The 20495-nt window shown below is 60.1% G+C and carries 23 protein-coding genes; 16 read left to right on the top strand and 7 right to left on the bottom strand.

The features are described from left to right. The first annotated feature begins 21 nt into the window (after positions 1–21). Positions 22–573, top strand: coding sequence for an ATP-dependent Clp protease proteolytic subunit (locus BLS60_RS02975; RefSeq protein ID WP_092364462.1), 552 nt, complete (start codon positions 22–24; stop codon positions 571–573). 45 nt (positions 574–618) lie between these two features. Here the strand turns inward: BLS60_RS02975 and BLS60_RS02980 are convergent, their stop codons facing one another. Next, entirely contained in the window at positions 619–843 is a 225-nt protein-coding gene (locus BLS60_RS02980; RefSeq protein ID WP_092364465.1) for a hypothetical protein, read from the bottom strand. Positions 844–1038: 195 nt separating this feature from the next. Here BLS60_RS02980 and BLS60_RS02985 point away from each other — a divergent pair, with 195 nt between their 5' ends. Continuing rightward, entirely contained in the window at positions 1039–1479 is a 441-nt protein-coding gene (locus BLS60_RS02985) for a hypothetical protein (RefSeq protein ID WP_070881626.1), read from the top strand. A gap of 9 nt (positions 1480–1488) precedes the next feature. Here BLS60_RS02985 and BLS60_RS21785 read toward each other — a convergent pair whose 3' ends face one another. Together BLS60_RS21785 and BLS60_RS02995 are read right to left on the bottom strand one after the other, a co-directional pair. Next, the gene (locus BLS60_RS21785) at positions 1489–1737 is read right to left on the bottom strand and encodes a DUF1652 domain-containing protein (RefSeq protein WP_143024568.1); all 249 of its coding nucleotides are present in this window, start codon (positions 1735–1737) and stop codon (positions 1489–1491) included. 109 nt (positions 1738–1846) lie between these two features. Then, positions 1847–2071, bottom strand: a complete 225-nt coding sequence (locus tag BLS60_RS02995; protein WP_092364471.1) for a PLD nuclease N-terminal domain-containing protein — start codon at positions 2069–2071, stop codon at positions 1847–1849. 433 nt (positions 2072–2504) lie between these two features. On the opposite strand from BLS60_RS02995, the gene BLS60_RS03000 reads away from it, so the two are divergent. Then, positions 2505–2852: a hypothetical protein gene (locus BLS60_RS03000; protein WP_070881625.1), complete on the top strand. Its 348-nt coding sequence runs from the start codon at positions 2505–2507 to the stop codon at positions 2850–2852. Positions 2853–2989: 137 nt separating this feature from the next. Here the strand turns inward: BLS60_RS03000 and BLS60_RS03005 are convergent, their stop codons facing one another. The 3 genes from BLS60_RS03005 to BLS60_RS03015 all read right to left on the bottom strand — a co-directional run bounded on the left by BLS60_RS03005 (position 2990) and on the right by BLS60_RS03015 (position 7357). Further along, complete coding sequence (locus BLS60_RS03005; RefSeq protein ID WP_092364474.1) at positions 2990–4786, bottom strand: methyl-accepting chemotaxis protein; 1797 nt, start codon at positions 4784–4786, stop codon at positions 2990–2992. Between the two features lie 249 nt (positions 4787–5035). Continuing rightward, positions 5036–6196, bottom strand: coding sequence for an L-talarate/galactarate dehydratase (locus tag BLS60_RS03010; RefSeq protein ID WP_092364477.1), 1161 nt, complete (start codon positions 6194–6196; stop codon positions 5036–5038). A 120-nt stretch (positions 6197–6316) separates the two neighbouring features. Next, positions 6317–7357 (bottom strand): LacI family DNA-binding transcriptional regulator, encoded by a 1041-nt coding sequence (locus tag BLS60_RS03015; protein ID WP_092365307.1) that lies wholly within the window; start codon positions 7355–7357, stop codon positions 6317–6319. 171 nt (positions 7358–7528) lie between these two features. Here BLS60_RS03015 and BLS60_RS03020 point away from each other — a divergent pair, with 171 nt between their 5' ends. The 7 genes from BLS60_RS03020 (at position 7529) to BLS60_RS03050 (ending at position 12846) form a co-directional block, all read left to right on the top strand. Continuing rightward, positions 7529–8695 carry a zinc-dependent alcohol dehydrogenase gene (locus BLS60_RS03020; RefSeq protein ID WP_092364480.1) on the top strand — a complete coding sequence of 389 codons (1167 nt, stop codon included), beginning with the start codon at positions 7529–7531 and terminating at the stop codon, positions 8693–8695. Between the two features lie 357 nt (positions 8696–9052). Further along, entirely contained in the window at positions 9053–9406 is a 354-nt protein-coding gene (locus BLS60_RS03025; RefSeq protein WP_092364482.1) for a DUF3509 domain-containing protein, read from the top strand. Between the two features lie 102 nt (positions 9407–9508). Further along, a complete protein-coding gene (locus BLS60_RS03030; protein ID WP_092364485.1) occupies positions 9509–10009 on the top strand; it encodes a YciE/YciF ferroxidase family protein in 501 nt (166 codons plus the stop codon). Between the two features lie 236 nt (positions 10010–10245). Beyond that, entirely contained in the window at positions 10246–10755 is a 510-nt protein-coding gene (locus BLS60_RS03035; protein WP_092364488.1) for a ferritin-like domain-containing protein, read from the top strand. Between the two features lie 222 nt (positions 10756–10977). Then, positions 10978–11457 (top strand): RipA family octameric membrane protein, encoded by a 480-nt coding sequence (locus BLS60_RS03040; protein ID WP_092365310.1) that lies wholly within the window; start codon positions 10978–10980, stop codon positions 11455–11457. Between the two features lie 115 nt (positions 11458–11572). After that, positions 11573–12175, top strand: a complete 603-nt coding sequence (locus BLS60_RS03045) for an SCO family protein (RefSeq protein ID WP_092364491.1) — start codon at positions 11573–11575, stop codon at positions 12173–12175. Positions 12176–12204: 29 nt separating this feature from the next. After that, positions 12205–12846, top strand: coding sequence for a cytochrome c oxidase assembly protein (locus BLS60_RS03050; protein WP_092364494.1), 642 nt, complete (start codon positions 12205–12207; stop codon positions 12844–12846). A gap of 45 nt (positions 12847–12891) precedes the next feature. Here BLS60_RS03050 and BLS60_RS21950 read toward each other — a convergent pair whose 3' ends face one another. Beyond that, positions 12892–14538, bottom strand: a complete 1647-nt coding sequence (locus BLS60_RS21950; RefSeq protein WP_092364498.1) for a methyl-accepting chemotaxis protein — start codon at positions 14536–14538, stop codon at positions 12892–12894. A 332-nt stretch (positions 14539–14870) separates the two neighbouring features. Between BLS60_RS21950 and BLS60_RS03060 the strand changes: the two genes are divergently transcribed. Genes BLS60_RS03060 through BLS60_RS03085 form a run of 6 tightly spaced genes read left to right on the top strand, consistent with a single transcriptional unit; the run spans position 14871 to position 20298 of the window. Then, positions 14871–15722, top strand: a complete 852-nt coding sequence (locus tag BLS60_RS03060) for an STAS domain-containing protein (RefSeq protein ID WP_070881609.1) — start codon at positions 14871–14873, stop codon at positions 15720–15722. A gap of 4 nt (positions 15723–15726) precedes the next feature. Continuing rightward, positions 15727–16089: an STAS domain-containing protein gene (locus BLS60_RS03065; protein WP_070881608.1), complete on the top strand. Its 363-nt coding sequence runs from the start codon at positions 15727–15729 to the stop codon at positions 16087–16089. Further along, positions 16086–16490 (top strand): anti-sigma regulatory factor, encoded by a 405-nt coding sequence (locus BLS60_RS03070; RefSeq protein WP_070881607.1) that lies wholly within the window; start codon positions 16086–16088, stop codon positions 16488–16490. The genes BLS60_RS03065 and BLS60_RS03070 overlap by 4 nt, the downstream gene beginning before the upstream one ends. After that, positions 16487–17497, top strand: coding sequence for an ATP-binding protein (locus tag BLS60_RS03075; protein WP_092365314.1), 1011 nt, complete (start codon positions 16487–16489; stop codon positions 17495–17497). The genes BLS60_RS03070 and BLS60_RS03075 overlap by 4 nt, the downstream gene beginning before the upstream one ends. Further along, positions 17490–18365 carry a sensor histidine kinase gene (locus BLS60_RS03080; protein WP_070881606.1) on the top strand — a complete coding sequence of 292 codons (876 nt, stop codon included), beginning with the start codon at positions 17490–17492 and terminating at the stop codon, positions 18363–18365. The genes BLS60_RS03075 and BLS60_RS03080 overlap by 8 nt, the downstream gene beginning before the upstream one ends. Further along, entirely contained in the window at positions 18355–20298 is a 1944-nt protein-coding gene (locus tag BLS60_RS03085) for a response regulator (RefSeq protein WP_092364501.1), read from the top strand. Before BLS60_RS03080 ends, BLS60_RS03085 begins: the two co-directional genes overlap by 11 nt. The last annotated feature ends 197 nt before the right edge of the window (positions 20299–20495 follow it).

Consider the following 20495-nt stretch of genomic DNA (forward strand, 5'->3'; position numbering starts at 1 on the left):
ATTCGACTAGTAGAGGTGACCATGACGACCCATGTCATTCATTTCACTGCGCCGATCAACTCCAACACCTGTGGGCAACTGATCGACTGTTGCACCAGGTCCCTTCAGCAGGGTGCCAGTGAAATCGTGTTGAAGATCGCCACCATGGGCGGCGAATGCAGCTACGGTTTTTCGCTGTACAACTTTCTGATCTCCCTACCGATTCCCGTAACGACCCATAACCTGGGCACTGTAGAGTCGATGGGCAATATCATTTTCCTGGCTGGCAGCCGGCGCACGGCCTGCGAATACAGCAAGTTCCTGTTTCATCCCTTCCATTGGAACCTCAATGGCTCCGTCGACCATGCGCGTATGGCCGAGTATGCGATGAGCCTGGATTACGACATGCATCTGTATCGCGCCATTGTCGAGGAGCGCACGCGCGGTGCCGCGCAGCCTCTGGATATCCTCGGTTGCCTGACCGCTTCCCCGCGTATCGTCAACGCCGAAGAGGCGCTCGCCGCCGGGCTGATCGACGAGGTGGATTGCCTTACCGCTGACGCCAGTGCGGTGCAATGCGCCATTCATTCCTGAGGTTGTGTAAACCGCCGACCGACGAGGACTCGGTCGGCGTCACTGTCACTCCTGCCCGTCGATCTTGCGCTTGGCTTCATCCGCGGCCTGCTTGATCTTTTCCGCCTCCTGCTCCTTGGTCTTGATAGAGGTCGGGGTAAGCACACGGTCGACAGTTTCGGTCTTCTCCCCAGACCGCTGGTTTTCTTTCTTCACCACATTGACCTTGTCGCCGTCCAGGTCCTCTGCCGGCTTGTTGGGCGGGGTGCGGTCGATCGATGAATCGCTCATGGCGTGCTCCTAGTGCTGATGGGTTCTACAGTTAGGAGGCCGAGCGGACGGCGGAGTTCGGGGTAAATACCGTCTGTTTCCGGATGCTTCGAAACGGCCTTTTCAGCGCCTTGCGGAGGCAGAAAATCGGAATCTATCTGCGCCATCTGGATCGAATGCCGTGACCCTTCGACAACCACAATGCTGGAGAAACACATGGGCGAATTCAGGATTTACCTCGACGATGAGCTGCAATGCAAAACCACCTCGCCAGTCCTGGCGCAGGCGGCATGGCATCGTGCGTCACGAAATGGGCGCGTTGCCGAGGCGGGTGGATTCGTAAAAGCCTATGAAGGCGAGGTGACCGTTGCCGAAATGCACCCCGAGGCACGTGTCGGCCATCCCTGGCCCGATGGTCGCGATCATCAGGCCGATCTGCGTGATGTGTGGGACAGTCTGTTGCGCGTGCTCAAGCAGCAAGGCCTGGATGATCAAACGCTAACCGGCGCGCTGAACCGCTATGGGCTGACTACCAGCAGTGTGGAGGCAGCTGTGCAGGACGAGCTGGGTGGCCGCACCGTGCCATCGGCAGCGGAAGTGGTGGTGCTGCTCGAAGCGCTTTATCAGGATCGCCAGAACGCCGTACCGGATGCGTGAGAGTCGTCTTCAAGGGCGGCGCATCGTATGCATGCGGTGGTAGTCGAAAAGCTCAGGCCTGCTGATTCGAACCCGGTCTTCAATCAACTGAATGATTTCGAACACTTCCTGTGGAGTCAGTGAGGTTTTACAAGGAATGTCACTGACGTGAATGGATGTGCAAGAGCCGGGTTCTTTAAGTGTCACGCTCATACTGAAAGGCGAGTCCAGAGATACCTGTACAACAATGGGCGTGAAATAGTTGTACAGCAGTGACATTGCGTCCAGGAATCTCAGGGTCGCCACAATAATTATCTCGATGTAACTCCTTTAGTGGTCGCCATAGTGGCTGAATGAGTGCGCTTGTCAATTAATGCAAGTCGTTGGGCTACTTGCTCTGCTCGGGTGACGAAGGTGGCTTCGGCATGCCGCGTGGCCCTGCATAACCCCATGCAATGAGTCCGATGACAGGCAATATTATTATCAGTAGCGCCCACATCAGCCTTGTGTTGAAACTCTTTTCACTGCGCCACAAGTTCATGATGGCGACTAGGTCGACGAAGGCAATGACGACAATGGCGCCCAGCCAAAAATACACAGAGGGATCGCTCACGGTTGGTCTCCTGCGCGGGTGAGAGAGCCTGGCTGGCTCCTCGCAAAACTCAAAGGCTTGCGGCAGTTGTTCACGTTCAATTCAGGGCGCAAACAGGCTGACGTAAACCCTCTTTATCAAGGCATATGCCCTAACAATTACGAAGTAACTCACTGTATTAAGTTCGTCTGAAATTATTCAGCGGCGGATAAACGGTCAATAGCGGGGTAGGGTGGTTTCATACTGATATCATCGCTGCGTGCACGATGCCTGCCTAATAAATGGCCAGTCATGCATTCTGCACTGGCCGATCAATTAATTATTCGGTAATCGCCAGCAAAGCCGGGCACTTTCAAGTTATTAAAAGTTGGCATGTGTGATGCACCTGTCTTTGGCAACGCTTCAACTCCTGCGCCATAGCCAATAAGACCACTGCCCGATAAGGATTGCCCCGATGACTCTCGCTGCCATTAACCAACTGACGACCGTTCTGCCTGATCATCAGGTTTCCATCACACCGCGTCCGGATGGCATGTACCTGCTGACCATCAGCAAAGATGGCGCCGCCATTTTTGCCAAGGCGATCGATAAGCAGACCATGAGCAAAGAGGGGATCAATGCGCTGCAGCACGAAATTTTACGCGACCGCAAGCTGATCAGTGGGGAAGTAAATTGGAAGGGTACGGGCGCGCAGTGGGTATCCCGCCAGCTGCCTACCTTCACGGGTGCGCCTGTTAACCCTACTGCCGCGAAAATGATGTGGTCGCGCCGCAACCTGGACCGCATGCGCCCAACGGCCTGATCCATCGGTTGGATCACTGAGCCCCGCTAGTCGGGGCTTTTTTTCGCTTATTTTTCGGCAAAGCTAGGCGCCTTTGCGCTCAGTGCATTGAATCGACATTTGCCGATTCGGCCAGTCACACATTCATTGCCTGTCGATCACTTGGCGAGCAATTTCGACGCATCGAAGCCCATGCGCATATTGCCCCAGTGACGGCCGTCGAAAATGAACGGCACGTCGATCTCGGTCATGATCTCGCCGGTGTCGCGCAGGTAGGTCTGCAACAGAAAACGCTGCGTATTGGTGGCTGCGCGCAACCCGACCGGATCGGAGAACATGCGCTTGTTGCGACACACCGGCAGGTCGGTGACGCGGTTGCCGGTCGGTGCCTTGGACACCCAACTGTTGTTCACCGGGCAATAGCCTTTGGTGTCGACGATAAAGGTCACGATGCCGCCCGGCGTGCCCTTGGTCAGCCTGTCGATCTCTTCCTGGCAGATCTGCGCGAAGCGATCCGTGTAGCCGGTCATGTACTGCTTGGGATCAGTGTTGGGGATCAACCGGTAGTTCTGGTCGAACAGATTGACGCCTTCGCGCTGCAGCGCCGCCAATCGCACTTGCAGGGCGTCGCGGCATTGGCTGGCGCGAGTGATGGCGGCATCCAGCTCGCCCTGGCCCAACACGAAACGACCCAGCAACGTCTGCACCCGCTCGGCAACGCCGGAGAGATCGCGGGTCGCGGTGGCGGAGCGCTGCATGCGCTGGTCGATGGCCTGGCTGTCAGCGTGAATCTGCGTGACGCGCTCGTTGATGCCGGTGTTGGCGTCGGCCACCTGCTGGATGTGCTCGGCAATTTCTGCGAGCTTGCCGTTGGTGGACTCGAAGTCGACGATCATGGTTTCGAAGTGCCCGGTGGCACGTTCAACCACCACCTGGGTTTCGCGCGCGCTGTTGCTGATCAGCGCGGTCTGCTCGTGGGTCGAGCCGACTTCCTTGAGCATTGCATCGATGTTCTGGGAAATATCGCCGGTAGCGCGGCTGACGTTTTGCGCCAGGGTACGCACCTCGTCGGCCACCACCGCGAACCCCCGGCCGCTCTCGCCGGCGCGGGCCGCTTCGATGGCCGCGTTGAGGGCCAGCAGGTTGGTTTGCGAGGAGATCTGCTGGATCAGCCCGACGATGGATTTGATGTTCGACGACCGTTCGTTGAGCGCCGAAACCAGGGTGCTGAACTCATTGAGGCTGTTGGAGATGGCGCCGATGTTGCCGGTCACCTCCAGCAGTTCGGCGTAGGAGTCGCGGGCCATGCTCAGGTTCTGCGCGGTGGTACCGGAGATCGCCTGGGTCTGCTGCGACACTTCCTCGATGCGGCCAACGGCGCTGTTGCTCTCGCTCATCACTTCGTTGGCGAAGCGCGCCTGGTGCGTGGCGCTTTCACTGGAGTCACTGATGTTCTTCAGTGAGCGGGCAGACTCTACGGCGATCTGCACGGTGAGCGCCTGCACGTTACTGATGATCTCGCGCTGCTTGGCCAGGAAGCGGTTGCAAGTGCTGGCCAGCGTGCGGATTTCATCGTGGGTCAGCAGCGGCAGGTCGCGGGACAGATCGCCTTCGCCGTTGGCAATTTCTTCCAAGGCGCGGGTCATGTTGTCGACGGGGCGCACGATCAGGTGACGGAAGTACCAGACCATGAAGCTGACCATGGTCAGGGTGAACAGCGCGCTAAGCAACAGGGCGGTGCCCAGGGTGTCGAGTTTGGCCTCGATCTGGCCGAGCAGTGCAGCGTCGATCTGCGCGGCGTGCAATTGCTCGAGAATGTCAGCACGCAGGCTGATGGCAACCCAGCACAGCAGCCCGCTGACCACGACCAGTAGAAACAGACTGGACAGTTTCTTGGTCAAGGTATCGAAAAAGTGCATCTCGATGGAATCGTACAGCGCCTTTAACGACTGCATGCAGCAGCTCCTGGCAGATAAAGTCTACGGGTTGGTAGTTAGTTCGACCGGCAGCGCCGAATCTTTAATTAAAGGCTCAGCTTCGGCGACGTTGCAGGCGTTATCCGGGGGGAGACGGGCTGGCGCGGGCGGGCGGCAGTGTAGAGCGTTGCTCAGGGGGATTAAAGAACCAAAGATGTGAAAAGCTAGGCCCGTTCACACCGATGCCGGCAAAAGGCCGGCATCGGGGATAAACGCAAGAGAGTGAGCTTAGGCGCGCTGGCCGATCTCCACGTGCTGCGCCGTCCAGCCGGCCACCCGATCACTGAGCGAAAGGCCAAGGCCGGGACGGGTGGGCACCAACATGCGGCCGTCACGAGTTTCCAGGCGCTCGTTGAACAGCGGCTCAAGCCACTCGAAATGCTCGACCCAGGGCTCGGTCGGATAGGTAGCGGCGAGGTGCACGTGCAGCTCCATGGCGAAATGCGGAGCGAGCATCAGGCCTGCATGCTCGGCCATCGAGGCGATTTTCAGGAACGGGGTGATGCCGCCCACGCGCGGCGCATCCGGCATCAGGAAATCGGCGCCGCGTTTATTGATGAACTCGGCATGCTCGGCCACGCTGGTGAGCATTTCGCCGGTGGCGATCGGCGTGTCGAATGCCGCTGCCAGGGCCGCGTGGCCTTCGGCGTCGTAGCAGTCCAACGGCTCTTCGATCCACACCAGGTTGTATTCTTCGAACTTGCGGCACATGCGCTGGGCGGTCGGGCGATCCCATTGCTGGTTGGCGTCGACCATCAGCGGGAAGTCGTCGCCCAGGTGGCGGCGCACGGTACTGACGCGTTCGATGTCGATGGCCGAGTTGGGTTGGCCGACCTTGAGCTTGATGCCGCCGATACCTTTTTCACGGGACAGATCCGTGTTCTTCATCAACTGATCGAGCGGCGTGTGCAGGAAGCCGCCCGAGGTGTTGTAGCAGCGCACCGAGTCGCGCTGAGCGCCGAGCAGGCGTGCCAGGGACAGGCCTGCACGCTTGGCCTTCATGTCCCACAGGGCGACGTCGAAGGCGCCGATGGCCTGGGTCGACAGTCCGCTGCGGCCGACCGATGCACCGGCCCAGCACAGCTTGGTCCAGAGCTTCTGGATGTCGCTGGGGTTTTCACCGATCAGTGCCGGCGCGATCTCTTTGGCATGGGCGAACTGGCCTGGGCCGCCCGCGCGCTTCGAGTAACTGAAGCCAAGGCCGCGATGGCCATCCTTGCTTTCGATCTCCACGAACAGCATGGCGATCTCGGTCATCGGCTTCTGCCGGCCAGTCAGCACCTTGGCATCGCTGATCGGGTTGGCCAGGGGCAGAAACACCGAGGCGATGCGGATCCAGGCGATCTGATCCTGGTCGGCGCAGGGTTGGGAAAGGGCTTGCTCACTCACACGGATTACCTCACTTGACGGTCTTGTTCGAACCGCAGGCGGCTGGCGCGACCTGCTGTGATCTCGGACGTTAAGCTGATTACGTAATCATGCAAGCGCGTGGCTTGCCCTGTTCTCTAGCTAAGCGCTCTGCCTTTCAACAAGGGTGAAGCCGGTGTCGATGTGCACTTTCACCGGCTCCTCATTGGGGTGTTCGAGGCGCTGGAGCAGTGCCCGGGCAGCCTGAATGCCGATGTCCGCTCCGTTGATGCATACCGTGGAGAGAGAAGGGTGCAGGTGAGCGGCCGTACTCAGGTCGCCAAAGCCCATCACCGCCAGGTCATCCGGTACCCGCAAGCCCAGTTCGGTGGCTTCTTCAAGAATGCCGTGGGCCAGGGTATCCGAGCTGCACACCACCACATCCGGGCGTTCGCCACTGGCAAGCAGACGCTGCAACCCGTCGCGGCCAAGATTCACCGTGGCGGGCGGCGGCAGTACCACGCGCGGCACGCCGGCGATGCCCTGGCTGGCGAGTTCGCTGATCAGACTGTCGCAACGCCGCAGCCCGCGCGGGTCATCCAGGGTCACCACGGCGAAGCGCCGATAACCTTTGCCCGTCAGGTACCGCGCAATGGCCACGCCGACCGCCTCGTGGGAAAAGCCCACCAGCATGTCCAGCGGTTTGGGTGCGAGGTCCCAGGATTCGACAATGGGAATGCCCGAGCGCGACAGCCGCGTGCGGCTGGCTTTGGTGTGCAGCGTGCCGGTGAGCACGATGCCATCGGGGCGGCGTCGCAGGATGGCATCGAGCAATTGCTCTTCGCGTTCAGCGCTGTAGTTGGTCAAGCCAATCAGGGTTTCGTGGCCGGCTTCGGTAAGGGTGTCGATCAGTGCCTGCACCGTGTCCGAAAAGATCGAATTGGCGATGGTCGGCACCAGCAGGGAAATCAGCCGGCTGCGCTGCTCGGCTGCGCCGGTCAGCATGGCCGGCACGTAGCCGGTCTTGTGCACGGCGCGAAAGACCTTCTCGCGAAGCGCCGGGCGGACAATTTCCGGCTGGTTGAGGGTGCGCGACACGGTGATCGGCGAGACCCCGGCGACCTTGGCCACATCAGCCAGCGTAGGCGCCTTGCCAGGGCTGGCGGCTCGGCGTGGGAGCGGAGGGTGGTTGTGGTCGCGCATCGTAAATGTCTCGGGCAGCATGATCCGGCTCCGCGGATGGTAGCCGAATCGCTGCTCCGTTTGCTCATGCCGCACCTGCAAGCGGCCACTTATCCTCAGGCGTGAACTTAACGTCAGCGGCTTTTTCGGTATCTAGAACGGCACTCGTTGCCCCTCGATCTGGAGAGCACTATGCGCGCATTGACCTATCACGGCAGCCATGACGTTCGCGTCGACAACGTAGATGACCCGGTGATCCAGGAGCCGGATGACATCATCCTGCGTGTCACCGCCACGGCTATCTGCGGTTCCGATTTGCATCTGTATCGCGGCAAGATTCCTCAGGTGAAGCATGGTGATGTGTTCGGCCATGAGTTCATGGGGATCGTCGAGGAAGTCGGCAGCGCAGTGACGGCGGTGCGCAAGGGCGACCGGGTGATCGTACCGTTCGTGATCGCCTGCGGTAGCTGCTTCTTCTGTGACATGAACCTGCACGCGGCCTGCGAAACCACCAACAAGGGGCGCGGCGCGATTCTCAACAAGAAGCAGATTCCTTCCGGCGCCGCGCTGTTCGGCTACAGCCACCTGTACGGCGGCATGCCGGGCGGTCAGGCCGAGCTGGTGCGGGTGCCCAAGGCCAACGCCGGACCCTTCAAGATTCCCGATGAGCTCGATGATGAGAAGGTGCTGTTTCTCACCGACATTCTGCCGACCGGCTATCAGGCGGTGCTCAATGGCGGCGTGCGCGAGGGCAGCAGCGTGGCGATCTACGGTGCCGGCCCGGTCGGCCTGATGGCTGCTGCCTGCGCGCGCATGCTCGGCGCCAAACAGATCTTCATGGTCGATAACTCGCCGTATCGCCTGGAGTACGCGCGTGTGACCTATGGAGCGATTCCGTTCAACTTCGATAAGGTCGATGACCCGGCCGAGGCAATTATCGAGCAGACCGAAGGTCATCGTGGGGTGGATTGCACCATCGACGCGGTGGGTTTCGAAGCTAAAGGCAGCGCCACGGAAACCCTGCTTACTCAGCTCAAACTGGAAGGCAGTAGCGGCAAGGCGCTGCGCCAGTGCATCGCCGCCGTGCGCCGTGGCGGCACTGTGAGTGTGCCGGGCGTCTATGCGGGCTTCATCCACGGCTTCCTGTTCGGCGACGCCTTCGACAAGGGGCTGACCTTCAAGATGGGGCAGACCCATGTTCATGGATTGCTACCCGACCTGCTCGACCGTATCCAGACCGGTGTGCTGCAGCCGGAAATCATCATCAGCCACCGCATGAACCTCTCGGACGCCGCCGAGGGTTACCGGATGTTCGACAAGCAGGACGATGAGTGCCGCAAGGTTATTTTGCGGCCTTAACTATTGATCTACTTATTTTTGTAAGGCCGGCTCAAGCCGGCTTTTTTAGTTCTAGGTCACGAGGGTAGTTTGACGTGCGGCATTGTCATGCATAACTACCGCTTCGCTTAATTGTAAGCTTTGTAAATGCAGGCGGTAGGGTGATATTGAAGTGCCTTATTCAATGTGGTGTGGTTGTATTTTGCCGGCATGCAGAATGCGATGCGGCAAACTTGTTATCTTGCACTTTGCAATGAGTGATAAAGGTTTGATTTGTTCAGGCCCTTGATTTAAGCGGTTATCGCCTTCTCGCAAAATTGGCACGCGCCATGCAATTACAGGGAACGTTAAACGTCATTTCACTCAGGGAGTTTTCCGATGACTGCTGTTGCTATCGACATACTTGCCGCTGCGCTTCCCAATCATGAAATCAGCCTGACGCCGCGCCCGGATGGCAAGTTTCTGCTGACAGTCGTTAAAGACGGTGCCACCAAGTTCATCAGGGCGATCGATCACAAATCGGTGACTGATGAAGTGGAGCTTCGTGCCCTTGCACATGAGTTCGAGCGTGACGAGAAATTGGTCAGCGGCGAAATCTCCTGGAAAGGCACGGGCGCGCGTTGGGTGAGACGAAAACTACCTACCTTCACCGGTGCGCCTGTGAGCCCCACCGCAGCCAAGATGATGTGGTCACGCCGCAGTTTGGACCTGCGTCAGCGCCCGACAGCCTGAGGATCTTTCACGCCCCATATGTAGTGGGGCTTTTGGACACCTCGGAGTACTACAGGGCTGGACGGCATCTGGCCTTACTCGCAACCGTCAACGGAGAACATCATGGCTCGTAAAACGATCGAAGATCTGTTCATTCACGAATTATCCGATGTTTACAGCGCGGAGAAGCAGGGCGCAAAGGCGCTGCCACGTTTGGCTCGCGCGGCCACTGATCCGGCCCTCGCCGACACCTTCACCCGGCATCTTGAAGAGTCCCATGGGCAGATTGAACGCATCGACCAGTTCATCGACCTGACCGGTCTCAAGCTCAAGCGCATGAAGTGCGTGGCCATGGAAGGATTGGTCGAAGAATCCAAGGAAATCCTGGATGAAATCGATAAAGGCCCTGTGCTGGATGCCGCCCTGATAGCTGCTGCTCAGAAAGTCGAACATTACGAAATTGCCAGTTACGGCACATTGATCGCTATGGCAAAACAGCTAGGTCTAAAAGCCGAGGCCGTCAATCTCCTCAAGCAAACATTGGCAGAAGAAAAGGCCAGCGATGAGAACTTGACTCGGATCGCCGAAGAAGGCGGCAATCAGGCAGCAGCCAAGAAGTCCTGATTGGCAGAGGCGGCGCGTTAGTGATTGCCGTTCCGTGTTGGAACTACCGCTTCGCTTATTAGCCACGAGGTTAATAGTTATGACTGGGTAGTGCGCTGACGCGACTGCCTGTCAGGCGGAAACACATAGTTAGTTGATCAATTCAATAATTGACCATTCGGCCCGATTATCGAACGGATGATAGGTGGGCTGGTTCCGAACCAGTGACTGAATTAATTGATACCAGGAGAATTCAGATGGCAACTAAAAGCGAGAACCTGCTGAGTTGGTTGCGTGATGCGCATGCGATGGAGCAACAGGCCGAGCAAATGCTCAAAGCGCAAGCCTCGAGACTCGAGCATTACCCCAAGCTGAAAGCACGTATCGAGCAACACATCGAGGAAACCCAAGGCCAGCGTGAGCTGCTGGAAGACTGCTTGGAGCGCCTGGGTGAGAAGCCGTCGATGATGAAAGATATCGCCGGCAAGCTCACTGCCTTCGGTCAGGCTGTGGGCGGTTCGGTCATGAGCGACGAGGTTATCAAGGGTGCAATGAGCGGGTACGTTTTCGAGAACCTCGAAATTGCTTCCTACACCGTGTTGCTCGCTACGGCCAAGTCGGTTGGTGATCACGAAACGCGGCGCGTGTGCGAAACCATCCTGCCGCAGGAAGTGGCAATGGCCGAGTGGATCAAAGATCACCTGCCAGAGCTGACCGAGGCTTTCCTGGCTCGATCCGAAGCGCCGGATACCGAAGCCAAGCGGTGAACACGGAGCGCTCCGCGGTTGCCAGCTGCGGAGCGTGTTGCGGGAGCCATCCGTAGCGCCTTGTCGCAGGTCTATCGCGACTGTTTTTCTCTACAACTGGCCCGGCTGATCTCAGCCCAGCGTCGACAATTACTTGTGTGGTAGCCCAGCGTGTCCATAGTCATCCCTTCTGCCAACGAACCCACCCCGCCTGCCGACAACACCGACGTCTCCGATTCGCTGATGTTCGGCACGCCGAAGGAGCGACTCGACTTCTATCGTCGGGAAATCCATTACGAGACCAATCTGCTGGCGGACCGCACCAACGCCTACCTCGCGGCGCAATCTTTTCTGGTCATCGCTTACGCTTCTTCGATGGCCAACACCAACGCATCCTGGGGTGATCTGTTCACCTTGGTGGTGCCCGCCTTGTTGGCGTTGTTGGGGATCGTCAGTTCCTTGAATGCCTGGCCAGGCATTCGTGCATCGGCGGCAATCGTTGGTCACTGGCACTTCAAGCAGAAGCAATTGCTGCACAGCGAGCCCAAGTTCGGCCATGCCTACGACGAATCACCTTTATTCAGTGAACATGAGTCCAGCGAGGACAGGTACTTCAAGTCCCTCAGGTTTTCGATGCGCTCACCCTGGCTGTTCATGTTTTTCTGGACTGTGCTGGGGGTCTTCTCGATATGGCTGCAGCTGTCTACCTCGGCCAAGCTATAGCGATTGCAGCCCCTGGTAACAATCATTTGCCCGCACCCCTTTGCACAATGGTGGTCTGTAGCCTGATGAAAGCGCGCGGATTGCCCGTTCGCTGAATCCTGGGGAACGCGTCACGTTGAATCGCACCTGGATTGTTTGCGCGGTTGTCATCCTGCTGCTGCTTGCCGCATTGCCCGTGTCCTATCAGTTATGGCCGGCCCGTACGCCGGTTGCCGCTGCAGTAGAGAGCGGCGCGCGGATAGGTGGGCCGTTCGAACTGCAGGATCAGCACGGGCGGATGGTCAACGAGCAGACCTTTAGCGGGCAATGGTTGTTGGTGTTCTTCGGGTTCACCCGCTGCGCCGATGTCTGCCCGACCACGCTGGTGCATATGGCCAAGGTCCTCAATGGCCTGGGCGAGCAGGCAGAGCGGGTGCAACCGCTCTTCATCAGCCTTGATCCGGAACGCGACACGCCCGAGGTGTTGGCGAGCTATACCGAGTTTTTCGACCCGCGCATTCTCGGCCTCACCGGCAGCCCCGCGCAGCTTCGCCAGGTTGCCGATGCCTACAGCGTGTACTTTCAGAAAGTACCGATGGGCGATACCTACATGCTGGATCACACAGGCTCGATCTACCTGATGGGGCCGGATGGCGAATTGGCCGAGCTGTTCTCTCAGCAAACGACTGCCGAGGCAATGGTGGCGGATATCTCCCGCATCATCGGTGCGAGCCGGTGATTGTCGACCGGGGGGATCGAGCGCTTGCCGTGGATAAACGCTCACGCAATTGGCCGCTGATTTTCGGTTTGGTAGTGCTCGCCGCTTGTTGGCTCGGGCCGTTGCCAGCCATGAGCCGGACGGCATTTTCTGCACATATGCTGCTGCATCTTGGTGTGGTCGCGCTTGCGGCGCCGCTGCTGGCCATGGGCTTGGCACGTTCCGGTGTTCGACTCGACGGGCTGCCGTACATCCGCGTCTGGACATTTCTGGTGTTCACTGCCGAGATGCTGGTGGTATGGGGCTGGCATGCGCCGCTGCTGCACGAAGCCGCGGCCATTCATGTCTGGGCGTTTGTCGCTCAGCAATTCAGCTTCCTGGCCGTTGGCCTTGCGGTATGGCTGCTGGGTTTTGCCATTCAGTCGAGGCACGGGACGGTGGCGGCGATGTTCGGCTTTTTCCTGACCTTCGTGCACATGACCATGTTGGGCGTAGTGCTGATCATGGCGCCCAAACTGATCTATCCCGCAGAGCTGTGCCTGGGCGCGTTCGGCTTTGCGCAGCTGGAGGATCAGCGTTTCGGTGGCATTCTGATGGCCGCCTGGAGTGGCGTGGTTTATCTGGGCGGGGCCGTCGCGCTGGGCGCCCGGCTGCTGGCGGAGGGCGGCGGCGAAGCCGACAGCCGTTCCTGATACGCGACATCACCCGATGCATCGGGTGATGTCGCAGTCGGTGGGTTACAACTTGAAGTTGCCGACCAGGTCGTCGAGTTGCCTAGAGAGGTTTTGCAGGTTGGTGCTGGCATCATTCAACTGATCAGCGATCACCGTGGTTTCCTGGGTGAACTGATTGATCTGCTCGACGTTGCGATTGATCTCTTCGACCACGCAGGACTGCTCTTCGGTCGCGGTAGCCACCTGGATGTTCTGGTCACTGATCTGGCTGATGTGGCCGGTGATCTGCGCCAGCGCGACAGAGGCCTTGCCAGCGTACTCAACGACCCGCTCGCTTTGCTGGCGCCCCTTGTCCATGGCCTCCACAGCCGAACGGGATTCGGCCTGCAGGCGGTCGATGACCTTCTGGATCTCGTCGGTCGAAGCCCCAGAGCGGCTTGCCAGAGTTCGCACCTCATCGGCGACTACCGCGAACCCGCGGCCTTGCTCGCCGGCACGTGCGGCCTCGATGGCGGCATTGAGGGCAAGCAGGTTGGTTTGCTCGGAGATGCTGCGAATGGTGCCGAGGGTGGCGCTGATGGCGTTGATTTGGCCGGCCAGCGCACCCACGACCCGAGTCGCCTGTTCCAGCTCGCCACTGAGGGCGTTGATCTGCTGATTGGCCTGTTCCACTACCTCGCGTCCGTCGTTGGCGTGTTCGGTGGCCTCGCGCGCCACTTGCGCTGCGTTTTCCGCGTTGCCGGCAATCTCGTTGACAGTCGACCCCAGCTCGTGAATCGCAGTAGCCACCTGCACGGTGCGGTCACTCTGCGCGGTGCAATTGCTTTGCGTCAGTTGTGCCCGCTCAGCTACCTCACGCGCCATGACGGAGAGCTGCCGCGAATTGCCGGCCAGCTGCTGCATGATGCCGTGGACCCGATCCAGAAAGCGGTTGAAACTGTGGGCGATATCGCTCAGTTCGTCGCTACCGCTCAGCTCGATGCGCGCATTCAGCGCCAGGTTATCGGCGGCGTTGCCCAGGCTGTTTTGCAGTAGTGAGACCCGGCGGCGCAGGTTGGCAACGATCAGCCACGAGGCTATGAACGACACCAACAGGCCGAGCACGATGATGCTCAGCTGACGCAGGCGGCCTTCTTCGTAGTTGTCGGTGCTGCGCTGATTTTGCCGCTCGGCTTGCTGCAACAGTGCGTCGAGCAGTTCGTTGGCGCCCAGGCGCATCACGCCGTAGCTCTTCGCGTACTGATCGCGGTAGATCTGCTGGGCTCTGGCCATGTCGCCGCTGTCGAGCGCCTGGAGCATCGGTGTGAGTTCGTTGTTGACTACCGTCTCGAACTGATCGAGCAGGCTCTGTGCCTGCGCCCGCCGCTCTGGATTGACCTGCGCCTCGACCGCGTCGCGCATCGCCTTGCGCATGCCGGGAATGTCCTCGTTGAGGGCTTCCTGGACCCGGGTCTTGACCCCGCGTTCGTCACGCAGCGCGGTGTCCTGCAGCAGCATCATATCGATGCCCACGCGCATGCGCGGAATGCGTGACGCGGCTTCCGCCATCGCGCGCATCGGTGCCGACGTGTTGAGGTAGAGCGCGTTGGCCTCCTTCTGCATGTTGGACATGCTGTTGAGGCTGGTCACCGCAACCAGAACCAAGGCGATGCAAGGAATGGCCACCGCGATGATCAGGCGGGTCTTGAGTGTCAGCGTGTCGAGGCGCATGGGTCTGGTTCCATGTCATTAAAGTGGCGTCAGTATACGGTTGCTTTGGGTTTCCCGCTGCAATCACTCGTCGGTTGTTCAGCGGGTTTTCTATTGTCCCGTGGGGCCTCGCCGACGCGCTCGATACGCAGCGTGGTCAGCGCCGCGCACCGCTTATCAGCCGGGTGGGGCGTGCTGTCATTTTGGCGTCAGTTTCCGCTTCTGCGTCGAGATGGTTTGCTCTTATGATGCGGGCGCAAGAACTACCTCCAACTATTCCGGACGACTCATGTCACTGTCTCACGCCGGTCAGTTCGGAGAACGGCACGTATTTGTTTAGGAGTTAATGGCATATGGCTGCATTGCAGGTTGGTACCGTCGAGGCGATCAAGAACAATCAGGCGCAACTGCTCAGCGAATGGATCCAGGCCCTGGAAGCGAGCGGCTCGACCCGCAATCTCAAGGAGCAGGATCTGCAGCAGCAGGCCGCAGAGTTTCTGCAGTTGGCGGTGGCAGGCCTCGAGAAAGGCAACGGCACCAGCGTAGCGGCTGCTGGCTGGGAAGAGTCTCGCCAGTTTCTGGAGCGCCTGTCGTCCAGCCGTGCGCTGCTTGGTCATGATTCCCAACAGACCGCCAGTTTCATCTTTGCCTTGAAGGGACCGTTGTTCTCGCTGCTGCAGCGCCAATACCAGACGCAGCCCGAAGCGCTGGCGCAGCAGTTGTGGGAAGTGTCCGAGCTGTTCGACAGCTTCGGTATGCACACCATCCGCACCTTCCAGAAATCCCGTGAAGCAGTGATCAAGCGTCAGCAGGAAGAGCTGCTGGAGCTGTCCACCCCGGTGGTCAAACTGTGGGACGGCGTACTGGCACTGCCAATGATCGGCACCCTCGACTCGCAACGCACCCAAGTGGTCATGGAGTCGCTGCTGCAGCGCATCGTCGACACCGGCTCGGAAATCGCCATCATTGACATCACCGGTGTGCCGACCGTTGACACCCTGGTTGCCCAGCACCTGTTGAAAACGGTCACGGCGATTCGTCTGATGGGCGCTGACTGCATCATCAGCGGCGTGCGCCCGCAAATTGCCCAGACCATCGTGCACCTCGGCCTCGACTTGCAGGGCGTGGTGACCAAAGCCAACCTGGCCGACGCCCTCAAGCTGGCCCTGAGCCGCCTGGGCGTGACCCTCAGCAAAGTAGGCTGACACGATGGAACGCATTCCGATTTTGCAAATGGGCGAGTTCCTGTTGGTGACCATTCAGGTCGATATGCATGACCAACTCGCGCTGACCTTGCAGGACGATCTGTCCGAGCTGATCAGTAAGACGTCGGCTCGCGGTGTGCTGATCGACATTTCCGCGCTGGACATGGTGGATTCGTTCATCGGCCGGATGATTGGCACCATCTCCGGCCTGTCCAGGATCATGGACGCCGAAACCATGCTGGTTGGCATGCAACCAGCCGTGGCGATCACCCTGGTGGAGCTGGGCATGACATTGCCCGGCGTCAGCACGGCGCTGAACGTCGACCGCGGCATGAAACTGCTGCGGGAACGAGTAGCCCAGCGATGATCGTGCGCAGCAGTGGTACCCAACCGATCAATATCGAGCAGGACGTGGTACTGGCGCGCCAGACCGCGCGCAAACTGGCCAGCGAATGCGGCATGCGCTTGATCGACCTGACCAAGCTGGTCACCGCCGTCAGCGAGCTGGCGCGTAATACCATGGTCTACGGGGGTGGCGGGGATATGGACTGGCAGGTGCTCGAAGACAGCACTCGAGTGGGCCTGCGCCTGACGTTCCGCGACGAGGGCCCCGGTATTCCCGATTTGAAACTGGCCATGACCGATGGCTGGACCTCAGGCAACGGCCTGGGGCTTGGATTGACGGGCGCCAAGCGCCTGGTCGATGAATTTGAACTGGATACCGCGCCTGATCAGGGCACACGCATCACGATCACTCGATGGACATGATTATCAGGGGCAGCCTGACTCACGTGCTGCCCATCGACGACGTCAGCCAGGTTGGCCACGCTCGACGTACTGCGCAAAAGCTGGCCGAGAAACACGGTTTCGATGAGCGCGATGCCGGCCGCGTTGCCCTGGTCACCACCGAGCTGGCAAGCAACCTGCTCAAGCATGCCGGCCGCGGCGAGCTGCATGTGCGCGTATTGCCACGCCTGCAAGGTGGCGGTATCGAAGTGCTCACGGTGGATCGAGGTAAAGGTTTTGACCTGAATGCCTGCCTGGCCGATGGTTATTCAACCGGCGGCACTCAAGGCATCGGCCTTGGTGCCGTGTCGCGCCAGGCCCAGGTCTTCGATGCCTATGCCGACGCCCGCGGCGCTGTGTTGCTGGCGCGTTTTTACCCACGAACGGACACGCAGCCGGATTGGCGTTTCGGCGTCAGCCAACACTCGCTGCACGATGATCCGGCCTGCGGCGATACCTGGCTGCTGGCGGCCAATGACACGGGCATCAGCGCGCTGATCATCGATGGTCTCGGCCATGGCGAAGAAGCCGAGCGCGCGGCGCAGGCCGGCGAGAGTATGTTCGCGCTGGCGCCATTCAACGATCCGTTGCTGTTGCTCGAAGACATGCATCGGGCCATGCAGGGCTCCCGAGGCGGTGCAGTTGCCATCGCTCAGGCACGGCTGGACAGTGGCAGCCTGCGTTTCGTGGGCGTCGGCAATATCAGCGCCAGCGTGCTCAGCGCTGAAAAGTCCCGCGGCATGGCATCGCACCCCGGCATCGTTGGTGGTCAATACCGAAAGGCGCAGCCATTTGACTACGACGGGATCAGTGGCCAGTTGCTGATCATGCACACGGACGGCCTGCAGTCGCGCTGGAGCGTGAAAGATTATCCCGGCCTGGTGCACTGCCATCCTGCGGTGATCGCCGCCGTGCTGCACCGTGATTTCTGCCGCGGTCGTGACGATGTCACGGTCGTGGTCATTGCCTTGGAGGCCGTCAATGGCTGAATCCACCGACTTGAGCCACGCCGACCAGGCCGCATTGATCGCACGACTGCAGAGCGAAAGCGCGGCGCTGCGCGATGAACTCGAGGAAACCAATCAGGGCGTGCTGGCGCTTTATGCCGAGCTGGACAATCAGGCTGATGAGTTGCGCCAGGCATCGGATCTGAAAAGCCGCTTTCTGTCCTATATGAGCCACGAGTTTCGCACGCCGCTGGGCTCGATCCTGAGCATCACCAGCCTGCTCACCGACGAACTCGACGGGCCGTTGAGTGAGGAGCAGCACCGCCAGGTGGCGTTCGTCAGCACCGCCGCGCGCGAGCTGAGCGACATGGTCGACGACTTGCTCGACCTGGCCAAGATCGAGGCCGGGCGGATCAACATTTCGCCGGCGTGGTTCGACATGCTGGACCTGTTCTCTGCGCTGCGCGGCATGTTCCGACCGATCGTCAACGCCAGTGCCGTGGACCTTATTTTCGAGGAGCCGGTGGGGCTGCCGCGGCTGTTCACCGATGACAAGAAGCTCGCGCAGATCCTGCGCAATTTCATTGCCAATTCGCTGAAGTTCACTGCCCGCGGTGAGGTGAGGATTTCTGCACGACGAGAAGGCGAAGACAAAATCCGCTTCGCCGTCAGCGACACTGGAATTGGTATCGCACCAGAGCTGCACGGCACGCTGTTCGAGGATTTTTCGCAGATCGACTCGCCGCTGCAGAAACGCTTGCGCGGTACTGGTTTGGGGCTGTCGCTGTGCAAGCGTTTTGCTGAGCTGCTCGGCGGCGAGGTGGGTGTGGAAAGCACGCCGGGCGTGGGGTCGGTATTTTTCGTGGTGATCCCCCTGGCGCTCGCTCAGGAGCCGCCCCATGAAGCCTGATCTGCGCCTGCTGATCGTCGATGACAACGTCGCCACCCGCTATGCGTTGCGCAGGCGCCTGGAGCGCCATGGCTACCTGGTCGCGGAAGCCGGCACGGGCACCGATGGCCTGGCAATGATCCGCAGCGAGACGCCGGATGCGCTGATTCTCGACGTCAACCTGCCCGACATGAGCGGCTTCGACATCGTGCGTATTCTGCGTGCGGAGCCCGGTACTGCGTTGTTGCCGGTGATCCACGTATCGGCGGCATCGATCCATACCGGCGATATCATCACCGGTCTGAACGCCGGCGCCGACGCCTACCTGGTCCACCCGGTGGACGCGGACGTGCTGCTGGCGACGTTGCGCACCCTGCTGCGCGTGCGCGACACGGAAAATGCGCTGCGCCAGAGCGAGGCGCGCTTTCGCGAGATTTTCGCCAACGTCTCGGCACCCATCGCCGTGCTCGATTCCAGCCTCAAGGTGCACGAGTGCAACCACGCCTTCGCGCAACTGATCGAGGACGATCCCGACTCGCGCATTCTCGACGAATGCTTTGCGGAGGATCAGGCCGAGCTGCTCGAAGAGCTGCGGCTGCGGCTAAAGGCCGGTGAGCGCTGGAAGGGCTCGCTGAACATGCGCGTTCGGGGCGACATGCGCGAGACCGAGTGGCAGATATCGCCTTATCACACCCCTGAACTGAGCCTGGTGTTCGTTGAGGATGTGACCGAGCACCGGCGCCGTGAACGCCTGCACTTGGCGCAACTGGATGACGCGACCAGCAAGCTGGCCATGGAAATCGCCGAACGTGCGCGTACCGAGGCGCAGCTGCTGCAGGTACAGAAAATGGAGGCGCTGGGTAACCTTACCGGAGGTATCGCTCACGACTTCAACAACATGCTCACGGGCATCATCACCAGCCTCGAACTGATCCAGAAACGCGTCTCCGAGCAGCGCCTGGATCGCGTGCAGTTGTACGCCGAAGCGGCATTGAACTCGGCAATGAGCGCAGCCGCGCTGACCCATCGCCTGCTGGCGTTCGCCCGCAAGCAGCCGCTCGACAACCAGGCGGTCGACGTCAACGAGCGCGTGCGCTCGCTGGAAGAGATGCTGGTGCGCACCATCGGCGAGCGAATCACGCTTACGCTGGAGCTGACCGGTAAGCCGGCAATCGCGCTGGTGGACCCCAGTCAGTTGGAAAGCGCCGTCCTCAACCTGGTCATCAACGCCCGGGATGCCTTGCCCCAGGGCGGCAATATCTGGGTCAACACGTATACCGCTCACTCCCACGGCGATCCCAATCTCGCCGATGGGATCTACGTGGCGCTTTCCGTGCGCGACGATGGCACAGGTATCGACCACCACCTGATCGACAAGGTGTTCGATCCGTTCTTCACCACCAAACCGGTTGGCCAGGGTACGGGCCTTGGGCTGTCGACCATCTATGGTTTCGCGCGTCAATCCGGCGGTAACGCGAGTATTCGCAGCACCACCCGGCGCGGTACTGAAGTGACCATCATGCTGCCGGCCAGCAGTGAGCTTGTGGTGGCCGAGAGCGTGGTCGAGCTGGTTGAGCACCGCGGCGCCGGGCAACATGTGCTGATCGTCGAAGACGTGGCCACAGTGCGTGTGTTCGCCGCGGAAGTGCTGGAAGAGGCCGGTTACCGCTGCACCCAGGCCCCGGATGTGGAGACTGCACTCACTCATTTGCACAGTGATGTGGCGATCGATCTGTTGCTCACCGACGTGGGCCTGCCGCGCATGGATGGCCGTGAGCTGGCGCAGACGGCGCGCACATTGAGGCCGGCGCTGCCGGTTCTGTTCATGACCGGCTACGCCGAAAACGCCCTCAATCGCCAACAGTTTCTCGATATCGGCATGGACCTGATGACCAAGCCATTCAAGATGAATGAGCTGCTCGAGAAAGTGAGTCGCTCGCTGCCCGAGCACTGAGCCGGCTGTCGGGGCCGCAACAGAGGTCGGCTATCGCCGGTTTACCGCTGCCTGACCGGCTGAAAGCCTACCGGCGCCGCCCCGGTCGTGCAGCAGGCGAAACGTGCAGGAAAAAGCCGCTGCGCCAGTAGCAAAAAGCCGCATTACGGGCTTCAATAGCGGCGCTTCGCTCTCTTTTTCCTGCCTGCTCGGTGCCT

The sequence above is a fragment of the Phytopseudomonas seleniipraecipitans genome, assembly GCF_900102335.1.
In the GTDB taxonomy this organism is placed as follows: Bacteria; Pseudomonadota; Gammaproteobacteria; order Pseudomonadales; family Pseudomonadaceae; genus Aquipseudomonas; species Aquipseudomonas seleniipraecipitans.

Bases quoted from the DNA above. Each gene is read 5' to 3' on its own strand.
- BLS60_RS02975 (WP_092364462.1), top strand. From the start codon at position 22: ATGACGACCCATGTCATTCATTTCACTGCGCCGATCAACTCCAACACC.
- BLS60_RS02980 (WP_092364465.1), bottom strand. From the start codon at position 843: ATGAGCGATTCATCGATCGACCGCACCCCGCCCAACAAGCCGGCAGAG.
- BLS60_RS02985 (WP_070881626.1), top strand. From the start codon at position 1,039: ATGGGCGAATTCAGGATTTACCTCGACGATGAGCTGCAATGCAAAACC.
- BLS60_RS21785 (WP_143024568.1), bottom strand. From the start codon at position 1,737: ATGTCACTGCTGTACAACTATTTCACGCCCATTGTTGTACAGGTATCT.
- BLS60_RS03000 (WP_070881625.1), top strand. From the start codon at position 2,505: ATGACTCTCGCTGCCATTAACCAACTGACGACCGTTCTGCCTGATCAT.
- BLS60_RS03005 (WP_092364474.1), bottom strand. From the start codon at position 4,786: ATGCAGTCGTTAAAGGCGCTGTACGATTCCATCGAGATGCACTTTTTC.
- BLS60_RS03015 (WP_092365307.1), bottom strand. From the start codon at position 7,357: ATGCGCGACCACAACCACCCTCCGCTCCCACGCCGAGCCGCCAGCCCT.
- BLS60_RS03020 (WP_092364480.1), top strand. From the start codon at position 7,529: ATGCGCGCATTGACCTATCACGGCAGCCATGACGTTCGCGTCGACAAC.
- BLS60_RS03025 (WP_092364482.1), top strand. From the start codon at position 9,053: ATGACTGCTGTTGCTATCGACATACTTGCCGCTGCGCTTCCCAATCAT.
- BLS60_RS03030 (WP_092364485.1), top strand. From the start codon at position 9,509: ATGGCTCGTAAAACGATCGAAGATCTGTTCATTCACGAATTATCCGAT.
- BLS60_RS03035 (WP_092364488.1), top strand. From the start codon at position 10,246: ATGGCAACTAAAAGCGAGAACCTGCTGAGTTGGTTGCGTGATGCGCAT.
- BLS60_RS03040 (WP_092365310.1), top strand. From the start codon at position 10,978: ATGTTCGGCACGCCGAAGGAGCGACTCGACTTCTATCGTCGGGAAATC.
- BLS60_RS21950 (WP_092364498.1), bottom strand. From the start codon at position 14,538: ATGCGCCTCGACACGCTGACACTCAAGACCCGCCTGATCATCGCGGTG.
- BLS60_RS03060 (WP_070881609.1), top strand. From the start codon at position 14,871: ATGGCTGCATTGCAGGTTGGTACCGTCGAGGCGATCAAGAACAATCAG.
- BLS60_RS03065 (WP_070881608.1), top strand. From the start codon at position 15,727: ATGGAACGCATTCCGATTTTGCAAATGGGCGAGTTCCTGTTGGTGACC.
- BLS60_RS03070 (WP_070881607.1), top strand. From the start codon at position 16,086: ATGATCGTGCGCAGCAGTGGTACCCAACCGATCAATATCGAGCAGGAC.
- BLS60_RS03075 (WP_092365314.1), top strand. From the start codon at position 16,487: ATGATTATCAGGGGCAGCCTGACTCACGTGCTGCCCATCGACGACGTC.
- BLS60_RS03080 (WP_070881606.1), top strand. From the start codon at position 17,490: ATGGCTGAATCCACCGACTTGAGCCACGCCGACCAGGCCGCATTGATC.
- BLS60_RS03085 (WP_092364501.1), top strand. From the start codon at position 18,355: ATGAAGCCTGATCTGCGCCTGCTGATCGTCGATGACAACGTCGCCACC.